Consider the following 13,592-nt stretch of genomic DNA (forward strand, 5'->3'; position numbering starts at 1 on the left):
TGAACAATGATCTAAAAATGAGAAAACAACTTAAAAAACGTATCTTTTATTCTCTTTCTGAGACGGTATACAAAATACTTGATCCAGTTTTACGCAAACGGACAGGGCTTAATGTAGCGCTTATAGAACATTGGCCACAGATTGCGGGCTATGATATCAGTGAACATACAATGCCGCTTAAAATTATTTGGAAACGTCGTGCAGATCAAGATGAAGTTTTTCAGCCAGCAACACTTGTTGTCGCATGTGAAGGATTTGCTGCGTTAAAATTGATGCATGAAACAGAGGAATTACTTCATAGAATTAACGGATTTTTTGGCTATATTGCTATTGATCGCATCAAGATTGAGCAAAGGAGTATGTCGGTTTTTATGAATCACTTGCCTCTAAAACCGCCTTTGAGTGAACAAGACAAAAAATGCGTGGAAAAAATGCTTGAAGGAATTGAAGATAAAAGCTTGCACCAAGCACTTTATAAACTTGGCTGTTGCATTTTCTTGGAAAAAAATAATAAATAGAAAGATATTTTATATATTTTTCTTTAATATATGAGAAAGCATTGGATTCCTATTTGTTAATAACAACAGAAAAGTATTATTTATGGTAAAATATCGTTCTTTTTTATCTTTCGGGATAATTTTTCTCTTCATAACGATTGTACAAAACAGTGTAACAGTTGCTTTAGCGCGTGATCCCAAACCAGTGGCAACAACTGTTGATATGGCAGAGCTTCTCCAATCGGGTAAAGTAAAGGATCGCTTTGAGGGAGAGGCGGATGCACCAGTCGTCATTGTTGAGTATGCTTCGTTGACATGTACCCATTGTGCGCATTTTTATAATGATATACTTCCCCAAATTCGTAAAAAATATATCAAAACAGGAAAAGTAAAACTTATTTTCCGAGAATATGCTTTTGATCCTCGGGCAACAGCAGGTTTTATGTTGGCACGGTGTGCACCAGAAGATCGCTATTTTCCTTTGATAGAAGTTTTATTTCAAAAACAAAATGAATGGGCTTTCGGAAAAAATGCTCTAACACCATTGAAAAAAATTGGCTTAATGGCTGGTTTTACAGATGAAAGTTTTACTGCTTGTTTGAAAAATCAGTCCATTTTAGATGAAGTAAATGCATCTTTTGAACGCGGTAAAGAGCTTGGTGTCACAGCAACACCTACTTTCTTTATTAATGGTAGTAAATATGAAGGTGCCATGAAAGTAGAAGAATTTTTTTCGGTGATTGATAGTTTTCTTAAAAACTGAATCTTAATCTTCCAGAAGATGGATAGTGATACTTTTGGCCATTATCTCCTTTGGAAGGATTAATATTATGCATTTATGAAGCGATATTGTTTTTGAGCCAATTTTGAATCAAATCATTGCTTTTAAATGAGCCTCGGTTGAATGATGTTTTGATGCTGATATGGGAGGATTTGTACAGTGAAAAAATGGGTTTATAGTTTTGGAGATGGAAAGGCAGAAGGAAGTGCAAGTGAGCGTAACCTTCTCGGAGGTAAAGGGGCTAATTTGGCAGAAATGAGTAATCTTGGTTTGCCCGTACCGCCAGGATTTACGCTGACAACAGAAGTTTGTAATTTTTATTACGCCCATGACAAATCATATCCAGAAGAGCTACAGGAATCTGTTAAGCAAGCACTAAGACGTGTTGGTGAACAAACAGGACGTGAATTTGGGAGTGAGCAAAAGCCACTTTTGCTGTCTGTTCGTTCAGGGGCTAGGGCTTCTATGCCAGGGATGATGGATACAGTGCTTAACCTTGGCATGAATGATGAGACTGTAAAAGCCATTGCTTTACAAGCCAATAATGAACGTTTTGCTTATGATAGTTATCGGCGTTTTATCCAAATGTATTCTAACGTTGTTTTGGGGCTAGACCATTCGTATTTTGAAGAGATTCTTGATGAAGCAAAGGCATGCAATGGTTACACTATTGATACAGAAATGACAGCAGATGATTGGAAGAATGTTATTATTTCTTATAAAGCCTATGTTGAAGAAAAATTAGGAACCCCTTTTCCACAAGATCCTGAACAACAGTTATGGGGGGCAATTGGAGCCGTTTTTTCAAGTTGGATGACGGCACGCGCAGTTACTTATCGCCGTTTACATAGCATTCCTGAAAGTTGGGGAACGGCAGTTAATGTGCAAGCTATGGTTTTTGGTAACATGGGAGAAGATTCGGCAACAGGTGTTGCTTTTACACGCAATCCATCGACAGGGAAAAAAGAACTTTATGGTGAATTTTTAGTTAATGCGCAAGGGGAAGATGTTGTGGCGGGCATTCGAACGCCTCAAAATATTACAGAAAGTGCGCGTATTGTTGCTGGTTCAAATAGACCGTCGTTAGAAAAAATTATGCCTGAGGCTTTTTTGAAATTATGTCAGATTGCGCAGAAGCTTGAGCAGCATTATCGGGATATGCAAGATCTCGAATTTACCATTGAAAAAGGTAAATTATGGATGCTTCAGACTCGTTCAGGAAAACGCACGGCTCGTGCGGCTCTCAAGATGGCAATTGAAATGGTTGAGGAGGGGTTAATAAACCGTGAAGAGGCTGTGATGCGTATTGATGCAAAGTCGCTGGACCAACTTTTGCATCCAACACTTGATCCTAAAGCAGAACGTTTTGTTATAGGACGTGGTTTACCTGCTTCTCCTGGAGCCGCAACTGGTGAAATTGTTTTTACTTCAGAAGAGGCAGAAACTGTGTCGGCGGAAGGTCGCAAAGTTATTTTGGTCCGTGTAGAAACAAGCCCAGAAGATATTCATGGTATGCATGCTGCAGAAGGAATTTTAACAACGCGTGGCGGTATGACAAGTCACGCTGCTGTTGTTGCGCGGGGGATGGGAAAACCATGTATTTCTGGTGCTGGCAGTGTGCGGATTGATTATAACACAAATACGTTGTTTGCCTCAGGAGAAAGCTTAAAAAAAGGTGATGTTATCACAATTGATGGTGGAAGTGGAGAAATTTTCAAAGGGAAAGTTGCAATGTTGCAGCCTCAGCTTTGCGGAGACTTTGCAAAATTAATGGAATGGGCTGATGGGATGCGACGTATAAGAGTTCGCGCTAATGCTGATACACCATCTGATGCCCGTATGGGGCGATCTTTTGGGGCTGAAGGTATAGGTCTTTGCCGTACGGAGCACATGTTTTTTTCTGATGAACGTATCGTTGCTATGCGTGAAATGATTTTAAGTCATGATGAAAGTGGTCGTCGTAAAGCACTAGATAAGCTTTTGCCAATGCAGCGTTCAGATTTTAGTGAATTATTTGAAATTATGTGTGGTTTACCTGTTACTATCCGCTTGCTAGATCCACCATTACATGAATTTTTGCCTAAAACGAAAGCAGAAATTCTTGATGTTGCAACAGCTATGGGGGTTTCTGCTGAAGTTCTTGCTGAACGCGCTCAGCAGTTGCACGAATTTAATCCTATGCTTGGATTACGAGGATGCCGTTTAGCTATTACTTATCCTGAAATTGCAGAAATGCAAGCGCGGGCGATTTTTGAAGCAGCAGCAGAAGCTGCCCAAAAATCTGGATCTCCTGTTATGCTTGAAATTATGGTGCCACTGGTTGCGCTTAAATCTGAACTCGATTTTGTAAAAGCGCGTATTGATCGGGTTGCTGAAGAAGTGATGAAAGAAAAGGGAAGCACTATTCAATATATGGTTGGAACGATGATTGAACTTCCAAGGGCGGCGCTTCGAGCAGATGAAATTGCTGAAACTGCTGAATTTTTTTCATTTGGAACAAACGATTTGACACAAACTACTTTTGGGATTTCCCGTGATGATGCTGCTCCTTTTTTAGCAACCTATTTTCAAAAAGGTCTTTTAGAGCAAGATCCTTTCGTGTCTATTGACCGTGATGGAGTAGGGGAACTTATTACCATTGCTGCACAGCGTGGACGTTCAAAGCGTGCAAAAATAAAATTGGGAATTTGCGGTGAACATGGAGGCGATCCTGCTTCTATTACTTTATGCGAAGAAAATAACTTAGATTATGTTTCGTGTTCTCCTTTTCGAGTACCAATTGCTCGTTTAGCAGCAGCTCAGGCCGCAATAGCAAAAAGGATGTAATGGGTTAATATTTTTTGTTGTATCGTTATTACTGAAATAAATTTTTATATATTCTTTTATTTTCTTTAATAAAGGGAATAAAAATGCTTCTAAAATGCACGATAAGTTATGTTACGCGAGAAAGTGCTTTTTTTAGAAGTTTATAAGAAAAAATATAAAGCAGGATAGACAAAGATGTATTATTAATACACTTTCTATTGAAGAACCTCTTGATAGAGAGAAACGTGTTATTGTGCAGTCAATTTACGCGTTTGCTTTTTTATGGGGGAATGAGCTCCTCACGCAAAATAGAATGCTCCAAACAAATGTATTTTTTTTGCACATCATGCTGTTTGAGATAGACATCTCTCAGTGGATGTCCATTTCACATTGACATTCGTGGAATGGGGATTATGTAAACTCCCCGTAAGTTTATAAACTCCACTATACGCTACCATCTTTACCTTTATGAAGGAATATCAAAGTTATACAATATGTTGATTTATAATGATATTTTTTTATTTCTTATATTGAACAAAAGCTGTAAATATCATAAGATCTTCTCATTTCAACCTCTTTTATAATGAATCAATCAAAACCATGTTTTTTGCATGTTATAGGCGGGATGAGCGTCTGTGGATAAAAAATAAAGCAAGGATATGCCTCTTATGAATCGTCTCAAGTGTCAAGAGCTGTCACAAATTGAAGGTAGGTACAGTGTGTAATGGTGCTGGCTTGCTTTTTCACAAGTGTAAAAATGATAGCGCGCGCGCAGTAGGGGCTGCTATTATTCACGGGCGTTGTTGTGAAATGGTCTTGGGTGCTTTAAGAGATGTTTTTTTAAGAAAGCCCGTGAATGGCAATCCAAGTGTATTTCGTTTGGGACATTTTGTTTTGCGTGAGGGGGGGGGTGAGTTCAAAAAGACATGTGATAAATAAAAGCATGAGGCAATAGGTAATCTCCATTATTTTAAAGATATTGCTTTAGATGTCTTTGAAAGGCGTAAAGCTGAATTAAAAGGAAATGGCAAAGATGAAAACTGGTTTTTACCTTAAAATTTCATATTCTTCCCAAATTAGGCTGTCTCCCTGTTTTAAGAGATTATACAAACAGAGATGCGCAATATTCTTGCCTCCATTTGGCATACAAAAGCTATAACAGCTGAGAAAAGTACTAAACTGTCTTAACATTTGTTTCAAATATACTGCTGCGTTAAATTTAGATGTTGATTTATAGGCAATATTAAATACACACGCTATTTTAGGAAAACAATGTCATAAAACACATAATTTTCCAGCAATAGATTGGAGAGAAGTGCTGTTTTTTTCAGATACTTTGCAAAACAACAACCATAACACAACTAGCTTTACGTCTACTTATCCTTACAGGTGTTTGCATAAATTCTTTGCATCATATTTATAAAGATCAAATTGACGATAATATATGGACAATTCGTGGTTCGATAATATGAAAGGTTTACGTGATACTACAAAAATTTTGTGTCCTTTTATCATCAGAAGCAATAAAAATGCTAGAACAAGCGCGTTTTCTATTTTGCAATATTTCTTTTTTCTGCAATCGGTTGTGGTTTTCTTGCAGCAAATTATACGGCTCAATATGTAATGTGTAAGAAAACCATTCTGATTGATTGAATATAAGAGGGCTTGAGATGAAGGAATGTTTGAGGGGAGCATTAAACAAACGAAAGATGAATTATCATTATAAATTAAGAGATTATTTTTATAATGTAGATGATTAGCTTCAATTAAATAAACCAATTTCACGCATTTTCATTAAAATTGTGTGATTAATTTTACCTGTTACAGGAAGATCAAATATTTTTTGAAACTGTTTTAAAGCTTCTATCGTCTTTTGATCTTCTATTCCTGTGACAATAACCTCTTCATTCCCAAAAATATGTAAAGCTTTTTGCACTTGTATAATATCTTCAACAGAAGGTTCTAAAATAGCTTCTTTTAAGTGTGTCATATTTTTTGTATTGTTTGTTTCTATTTCGCTTTGCTTAATTAATATCGCGATTTCATCTGTTGCGGGATTAGATAGAACATTCTTTTGCATTCTCTGAGCAGTTTGCTGTTTCCATAAAGTGATGGCTCGGCGTGTTTTAGGTCCTTCCAATCCATCTAAGGGTCCATCATAAAGGCCTAATTTTGCTAGTTCTTTTTGCTTTTCCAGCATGCTTGCTGATTGAGAGGATAAAGATGAATTTGTGTGGTTATGATTTTGAGAATGTACAGAAGTTACACGGGAGAGTTCTTGTGATTTTTCTTCTTTTTCCGATAAAGTAGAGCTCTTACCTATACTTTGAACAGAGGAAAATTTCATTTGAGTTAAAATATTTTGATGCGTTGTCATTTGCGAAAATAAAGCATTAAATGAAATAAATAAAAAACTAATGCTAAAAAGAAGAGATCCAACAAAAAATAAAGTATTTTTTCGCGTATAGAAATAAAGAGTTTTTGCACTCCAAAAAATAAAATGAAAAATTATAAGAAGAAGTGTTATAACAATACTACTATAGTATTTACGGTGTTTTACATTTTTTTTTCGGTATGTCTTTCGTTTTGTTGCCATTACTTTTATTTTCAGTTGCGTTTATTTTTTACAAAGAAACAAATATAAATTAGGAAACGAATATGAATCAGTTCTTACTTCCAGCCAGAGAGAAGTGCATTGATATTATTGATTTTTCCTTTCAAACTCCTAAAATGAGCAGCTTCATTATATCAATTTATAAGTTGATAAATCAACAAGAGTTCTTGGCAACTTTTATTCATTTCATTTTGACAAGTCTTTAATGTGTATAAAGAGAGCACCAAATGATTAGCATTCAAGATCATTTTGGTGTTTGCAAACTGCATTATCACATATAATTATCTAAACAATAATGCCACGTTATTCTTCATTTTGGGGCATATGTTTGCCTATTATTTAAAATAAAATTGAAAATATTTGCCTATAACACTAAACAGATGACAATCATTATCTATTCTTTATAATTTACATATAGATGGTTACTTATCCATAAACGGTTTGGTAAAATATAATTATCTCTTAATATAATTATATTTTAGTGTAAATAACTTCGTATCAATTAAATTGATTTACAATGTTATAGAAAAACTGGTCTTGAGATCTTTAGATGGAGTTGTAAGAGATGCATCTATTGTTTAATATTTTGATCGACATGTTGATCATGTTTATGATGTGCTAGTAAAAATTTTATAGATAATATAAATATTTTATCGACACTAGAGTCAGAATAACAGAATTTTACTCTTTTTAGCTTTTTCAACTAAGCTAAGATGGTGAGCTATTATCTAAAATAAGTATGTACACGACATAATTATATCTCTCATTTTTTACCATAGTATGTTCATTAACATGATCAGCCTGTAAGTGTATAATTTTGATGTTAATTTTTTACTGAATAGACAATGTATCCTATTTTATACGGCGGAATTGTGCCATATTTATAAAAAAGCCAATGATATAGACCCAATACATGAATACTCAATTTTATAAAAAGCACATTTTATAAATTGTTTATAAAGCAACAGTATATAAAATGCTTCTTTTATTGTATTTACCACTGCGCTACATTGATTATCCATGATACGTTTTTTAATCAAATTATTATTATTATTATTTTTTATTTTTGTCATTATTTCATTTTTTGTAGCAGATCCAAGCAGTAATCATTCTTCTAGCCCCAAAAATAATGAGACAACAACGAGCGATGTGATTATTGCTTTTAAGGAAGCCTTAAATGATTTAGGCGCATTTTGTGACCGTAATATAAAAACCTGTAAAGTAGGAAAATCTTTTTTAAGTTCACTTGGCGAACGCGCATATTACGGTGCAAGAGCTGCTTATGAATATTTAGGGAACATATTAGGGAACAAAAATAATATCAGAGACTTCCCCTAATGTTTCTTACAAAATAGAAATACAAGAGTTCTTACAAAACCATGAAATGTTATCTTGAAATAAGGATTTTTAACGTTCTTCGTGTTATTTATGTTAGGAAGAATAAATATTTATTTTTTATAAGTGTATTCAAGAATGATTATTCAAACGAAACAGGACTAAAATAATGGCGGAAAAAATCGGTACTATTATAGAGAACTTTTCGCTTTTGGATAATTGGGAAGATCGTTATCGTTATGTCATCGAGCTTGGCTATGAATTGCCACCTTTTCCGGAAAGCGCTCGAAATGATGCTCACAAAGTTCCTGGTTGTGTTAGCCAAGTGTGGCTTTTATCTTCACGTAATAACTCAGAAGATCCAATATTGACGTTTCAAGGTGATTCCGATGCTCATATTGTGCGTGGACTCATTTATATACTTCTTGCTTTTTATTCAGGCAAAAAAGCTTCTGAAATTCGCAATTCTGATGCTCAAGAGCTTTTTGAAAAACTTGGTTTAAATGAAAATCTTACACCACAACGATCAAATGGTTTGAAATCAATGATTAAACGGATTCGTAACGAAAGCTATATGTAATCCCCTTGATAGAAATTGCTATATATACAAAAGCTTCACACAACACATGTATACTAAAATCAACTTTATACACGAAACCATTTTTTCGCAAAATAAGATTATTTAGTTTTTTTCCGTTTGCTTTTGCGTCCAAGACCCATTTCTTTGGCCAAAGCCGATCGTGTTTTTGCATAATTAGGCGCCACCATAGGATAAGAACTATCTAACTGCCATTTTTCACGATATTCCTCTGGCAACATTCCATAATGTGTCATGAGATGACGCTTTAGAGATTTAAACTTCTTTCCATCTTCAAGGCAAATGAGATAATCAGGAAATACTGAACGTTTTGGATTAACGGCAGGCCTTTGTTTTTCAACTTCGACTTCTGTTAACTCTAGATTCCCTGCTTTACGAAAAGCAGCATGGACATCAGCAATTAAACTTGGCACTTCAGTCGGTCGAATAGAATTATTACTCACGTAGGCAGCAACAATATCAGCAACCAATGTAATAACTAAATTGCTTTCAGTCTCTAAGACTGCACGATGTTCCATTCTTGTTTCCTTTAATTTAAAATTGAGTAATTCAAAATCGAGATATAGTGCATATACTCATGATATAAAGATCTCATGCACATGAGTTTCATATTGTACAAAAATCTTTTTTGTCAATTCAATTATTCTATAAAATTGCCAAAACACAAAAAAATCAAATAAATACCTATTTTTTGTCATAATATACAATAAGAAAAACGAAATTATTACATGCTAAAATATATTTTTAGCCTATAACATATCATACATAATATATAATACATCACAAATATAAAAAGATATAGGATGAAATTTATTTATTTTTTTGAGAACGTAAAAATAAAATTACTAATTATAAAAATATAATATATAAATTATTATTTTATGTTTTGAATACTTATAATTTAGTAAGTTTATTTTTAATAAATTTCAAATTTATTTTTATTATTTATATTTATTAAATTTAATAATAAAAAACAATATATATTACAAACATGACACAATAGCATTGTTTATAATATAAAACTATTCATTAAAACGACATAGAATATTTTTATTTTTTATAAAGTAATAATAATATTTCTGATATATTTATTCATTTCTATAAAATTATGCGATTATACTGTTTCAAAAAAAATCAATTCTTTTTCTCATAGTTTAATTGTTTTACCAGTCACTTTCATTATAAAAGTGGTATTATATCCCTAGAAAACAATAGCTGTGATATGTAATGAACAGAAAGGTATTAGTTTAAAAATTATCATGGCACTATTTTTGCAAGTGAATAGAACTTATAGATTTGTACACTTGCATCAATAATTGTGATTCTAACATATAAATGAAGCTGTTAACATATTTTAATATAGGATTGTGTATGACTCGCACTTTTGCAATTCCTCCCAAAGCATCTAGAATCACTCATAAGGAAATATATCATGGTATTTTTCGTGATGATCCCTATCATTGGCTACGTGCGTCTAACTGGCAAGATGTTTTTAAAAATCCTAACTGTCTTGATCTCAATATTCGACATTATCTTGAAAAAGAAAATGCTTATCAATCAGCTCAAATGGCTGATACAAAACCACTACGAGATTTGCTTTTTACCGAAATGAAAAACAGGATCCAAGAGAATGATAGTTCTGTTCCTATAAAACATGGTCCTTTTGCTTACGGATTCTCTTATGTTACCGGAGGCCAACAACCACATTATTTTCGGACACCAAGGAATGGCGGAGAAAAAAACGTGTACCTTAATGGTGACGTCTTGGCAGAAGGCAAAGGATATTTCAAATTTGGTTCAGTTCAAGAATCTCCTGACCATACACATGTGGTATGGACCTATGATGACAAAGGATCAGAATTCTATACAGCTAAAATTCGTAATTTTGAGACATTGTCTGACTGTATAGACACAATTACTGATACATCTGGTCAAATTGTATGGGATGCTAGATCTGAAGGTTTTTTCTATACTAAGATGGATAAAAACCACCGACCTTCAGAGCTCTATTATCACCAATTAAACACAGATCAATCACAAGATAAGCTTATTTTTCGTGAAGACAATCCAGGTTTTTTCTTAGATGTAAGCGGTTCTAAGCTTAATGATGTTATTTATATTAATATTCATGATCATGAAACATCCGAGATCTGGTTAATTCCTGCTGAGGCGCCTTTTACTATTCCCCAATGTGTACGGAAACGACAAAAAGGTATTGAATATTCACTTACAGAAGGTGGTGATGTCTTTTATATTCTGACCAATTTAGATAATGCAAAAGATTTCAAAATTATGGTAGCGCCATATACATCTCCACAATCAGAAAATTGGTCTGAGTTTGTCCCACATCAGCTTGGGTGCCTAATATTATCCCATGATGCTTATCAAGATTTTCTTGTCTGGATCGAACGTTTTGAGGGGCTTCCACGTATAAAAGTAATGGAACGTACCACTAAACAAGTTAATTCCATTGCTTTTACTGAAGAGGCTTATTCTTTAGGTCTGCAAGGAGTTGCAGAATATAACAGTCCAACTATTCGTTTTTCCTATTCGTCTATGACAACACCTGATCAAGTGTTTGATTATGAGATGAAAAGTTGTAAACGGATGCTTTTAAAAACGCAAATAATTCCCTCTGGGCATAATAAAGATGCATATGTAACACGACGTATTACAGCAATAGCAGACGATGGTGAGAAGATTCCTATTTCACTTTTTTATCACAAAAATACTCCCCTTGATGGTGGTGCGCCTTGTCTGCTTTACGGTTATGGTGCTTATGGGATCTCTATACCTGCCAGTTTCAATAGTAATGTACTTTCTCTAGTAAACAGAGGTTTTATTTACGCTATTGCTCATATTCGCGGAGGAAAAGAAAAGGGAGTAGAATGGTATGAGAAAGGAAAACATCTCTTTAAGCACAATACATTTACAGATTTTATTGCTTGTGGGCGTTACCTTGTAAACAATAAATTCACTTCTCACGACCGGCTGATTGCTCATGGTGGTTCAGCAGGGGGGATGTTGATGGGAGCCATTGCCAATATAGCTCCACAGGATTTTGCTGGGATCGTAGCAAATGTGCCTTTTGTTGATGTCTTAGCGACAATGTTAGATGCTTCATTGCCACTCACTCCTCCAGAATGGGCCGAATGGGGGAATCCTCTTGAATCAGAAGAAGATTATAAGCTTATTGCTTCCTATTCCCCTTACGATAATGTCAAAGCTCAAAACTATCCCCCTATACTTGTGATGGCAGGATTAACAGATCCTCGTGTAACTTACTGGGAGCCTGCAAAATGGGTGGCAAAATTACGAGACCTAAAAACAGACGATAATGCAGTTTTATTACGTATTAATATGGATTCAGGGCACGCTGGTGCAGCTGGACGTTTTTCAAAGCTAGAAGAAGTTGCCTATATCTATGCATATATTCTAAAGATAGCAGGAAAAGACTTTTGCTAATCCATAATACCTCTGTATGAAAGTCTCCGATAATTTATTGGATTATAGGGACTTTCATACACTAAAAAATTATTGAGACAGTTTAAAATTCACATTCTTCATAAAGTTTCAAAACATAGTCCCAATTAATTAAATGGTCTACAAAGGCTTCGAGGTACTTCGGTCGAGTATTGCGATAATCAATGTAATAGGAATGTTCCCACACATCGACACCCAAAATAGGTCGAGCATTGTGAATTAAGGGATTTTCGCCATTAGGCGTTTTCATAATTTCAAGCTTGCCATTTTTAACAGCAACCCACGCCCATCCAGAACCAAATTGGGCACTAGCAGCAGCAATAAAATCAGCGCGGAATTTGTCGTAACCACCTAGATCAGCGTCAATAGCTTTTGCTAACTTTTCAGGAAGTTTTTGGCCACCACCATTTTTTTTCATCCAAAGCCAAAAGTGGTTATGATTGTAATACTGCGCTGCATTATTAAACAAACCAATATTTTTTCCAAAACTTTTTTTAACAATATCTTCAAGGCTTTCATTTTCTAAGCCTAACTCTTTCACAAAATTATTGGTGTTGGTAAGATAAGCGAGGTGATGCTTATCATGATGATATTCAAGCGTTTCGCGTGACATATAAGGCGAAAGGGCATCGTAATCATAAGGCAATGGGGGCAATTCAAAAGCCATTTAAAAATCTCCTCGATTCTAATTGTTAAGCTTATTTCATAAGCCTAATTTGCCATTTACCGCATTTAAAAGCAAATGTTGAATACCTAGTTTGTATGAAATAGTTTTAATGTCTCTCTTTTTGTAAAAGAAGCTTTTAGGAAATGTATATTCATCAATCAAAAAGGGTATTGGTCTACATAAAGATTGCTTCTGAAGATTTTTTACATCTATGAGTGGGTAATAAATATCATTATCTTTTGAATAAAAAGTAAATGGAAATAGCTATTATTCCTTGTTTTTGTATCTCTATTTTTTCAAATACCATATAAAATGTTTTTAATTTTTGCAAAACTCTTCCAGTTTATGGGTGTATCATAATGTTTTCAACAGAATATTAAGTGTTATTTTTTAGGAAATATTTTTCAATGTGCTTGATTTTATTTTATGGTGCTACCCATGAATAATATAATGTAAAAATTAGTGGACATTACCATCTTTATGCTTAATGCAAGAGCACTGCAGCACTATCATACACTTACCGGTTGCCAATGTGGTGACAGCTTTTTTCTTAAATTGAGCAAGATGGGATTTTAATATATCAAGAAAAGTAAATCATATGCAAATTTATTAGATACATGAGTAAACTGCAAGATTTTCATTTTCTGTTCCTAGAAAATCAATACAAAGAGCAAAATAATTGATGGATAAATGGTTCCTTCTTATGTTAAAATCACAACTGTATATCAGTTTCTGCTACGAATTTGTATCGATGGCAATGCCATACAAGACTCAGAAATTTTATGATAAAAAAGTAAAGTCTTTGATTTTCA

Annotated in this window: 9 protein-coding genes and 1 pseudogene; 7 read left to right on the plus strand and 3 right to left on the minus strand. The window is 34.3% G+C overall.

Translation table 11 applies throughout. From position 1 onward, the window contains the following. The first annotated feature begins 17 nt into the window (after positions 1 to 17). The 4 genes from ACFILY_RS01445 (at position 18) to ACFILY_RS01460 (ending at position 5,022) form a co-directional block, all read left to right on the plus strand. Entirely contained in the window at positions 18 to 518 is a 501-nt protein-coding gene (locus ACFILY_RS01445; protein WP_273791561.1) for a DUF721 domain-containing protein, read from the plus strand. A gap of 82 nt (positions 519 to 600) precedes the next feature. Beyond that, on the plus strand, positions 601 to 1,260 hold the full coding sequence (locus ACFILY_RS01450; RefSeq protein ID WP_273791562.1) for a DsbA family protein: 660 nt from the start codon (positions 601 to 603) through the stop codon (positions 1,258 to 1,260). A 177-nt stretch (positions 1,261 to 1,437) separates the two neighbouring features. After that, a complete protein-coding gene (ppdK, locus tag ACFILY_RS01455) occupies positions 1,438 to 4,104 on the plus strand; it encodes a pyruvate, phosphate dikinase (protein WP_375637424.1) in 2,667 nt (888 codons plus the stop codon). A 696-nt stretch (positions 4,105 to 4,800) separates the two neighbouring features. Further along, entirely contained in the window at positions 4,801 to 5,022 is a 222-nt protein-coding gene (locus tag ACFILY_RS01460; RefSeq protein WP_375637423.1) for a hypothetical protein, read from the plus strand. 823 nt (positions 5,023 to 5,845) lie between these two features. Here the strand turns inward: ACFILY_RS01460 and ACFILY_RS01465 are convergent. Beyond that, a complete protein-coding gene (locus ACFILY_RS01465; protein ID WP_375637422.1) occupies positions 5,846 to 6,679 on the minus strand; it encodes a peptidoglycan-binding domain-containing protein in 834 nt (277 codons plus the stop codon). Between the two features lie 1,038 nt (positions 6,680 to 7,717). On the opposite strand from ACFILY_RS01465, the pseudogene ACFILY_RS01470 reads away from it, so the two are divergent. Both ACFILY_RS01470 and ACFILY_RS01475 read left to right on the plus strand, forming a co-directional pair. Then, positions 7,718 to 8,093 (plus strand): annotated as a pseudogene (locus ACFILY_RS01470) (DUF5330 domain-containing protein). Between the two features lie 108 nt (positions 8,094 to 8,201). Continuing rightward, positions 8,202 to 8,612 carry a SufE family protein gene (locus ACFILY_RS01475; RefSeq protein WP_375637421.1) on the plus strand — a complete coding sequence of 137 codons (411 nt, stop codon included), beginning with the start codon at positions 8,202 to 8,204 and terminating at the stop codon, positions 8,610 to 8,612. A 98-nt stretch (positions 8,613 to 8,710) separates the two neighbouring features. Here ACFILY_RS01475 and ACFILY_RS01480 read toward each other — a convergent pair whose 3' ends face one another. After that, positions 8,711 to 9,148 (minus strand): MucR family transcriptional regulator, encoded by a 438-nt coding sequence (locus ACFILY_RS01480; protein ID WP_012754848.1) that lies wholly within the window; start codon positions 9,146 to 9,148, stop codon positions 8,711 to 8,713. Between the two features lie 853 nt (positions 9,149 to 10,001). Between ACFILY_RS01480 and ACFILY_RS01485 the strand changes: the two genes are divergently transcribed. Further along, positions 10,002 to 12,095 (plus strand): S9 family peptidase, encoded by a 2,094-nt coding sequence (locus ACFILY_RS01485; RefSeq protein ID WP_375637420.1) that lies wholly within the window; start codon positions 10,002 to 10,004, stop codon positions 12,093 to 12,095. A gap of 82 nt (positions 12,096 to 12,177) precedes the next feature. On the opposite strand, the gene ACFILY_RS01490 is transcribed toward ACFILY_RS01485, so the two are convergent. Beyond that, a complete protein-coding gene (locus tag ACFILY_RS01490; RefSeq protein ID WP_375637419.1) occupies positions 12,178 to 12,780 on the minus strand; it encodes a superoxide dismutase in 603 nt (200 codons plus the stop codon). Between the last annotated feature and the right edge of the window lie 812 nt (positions 12,781 to 13,592).

Source organism: Bartonella sp. CL25QHWL, assembly GCF_042195335.1.
Lineage (GTDB): Bacteria > Pseudomonadota > Alphaproteobacteria > Rhizobiales > Rhizobiaceae > Bartonella.

Coding starts and splice junctions, on each gene's coding strand:
- ACFILY_RS01475 (WP_375637421.1), top strand. CDS start 8,202: ATGGCGGAAAAAATCGGTACTATTATAGAGAACTTTTCGCTTTTGGAT.
- ACFILY_RS01485 (WP_375637420.1), top strand. CDS start 10,002: ATGACTCGCACTTTTGCAATTCCTCCCAAAGCATCTAGAATCACTCAT.
- ACFILY_RS01490 (WP_375637419.1), bottom strand. CDS start 12,780: ATGGCTTTTGAATTGCCCCCATTGCCTTATGATTACGATGCCCTTTCG.
- ACFILY_RS01465 (WP_375637422.1), bottom strand. CDS start 6,679: ATGGCAACAAAACGAAAGACATACCGAAAAAAAAATGTAAAACACCGT.
- ACFILY_RS01480 (WP_012754848.1), bottom strand. CDS start 9,148: ATGGAACATCGTGCAGTCTTAGAGACTGAAAGCAATTTAGTTATTACA.
- ACFILY_RS01445 (WP_273791561.1), top strand. CDS start 18: ATGAGAAAACAACTTAAAAAACGTATCTTTTATTCTCTTTCTGAGACG.
- ACFILY_RS01450 (WP_273791562.1), top strand. CDS start 601: ATGGTAAAATATCGTTCTTTTTTATCTTTCGGGATAATTTTTCTCTTC.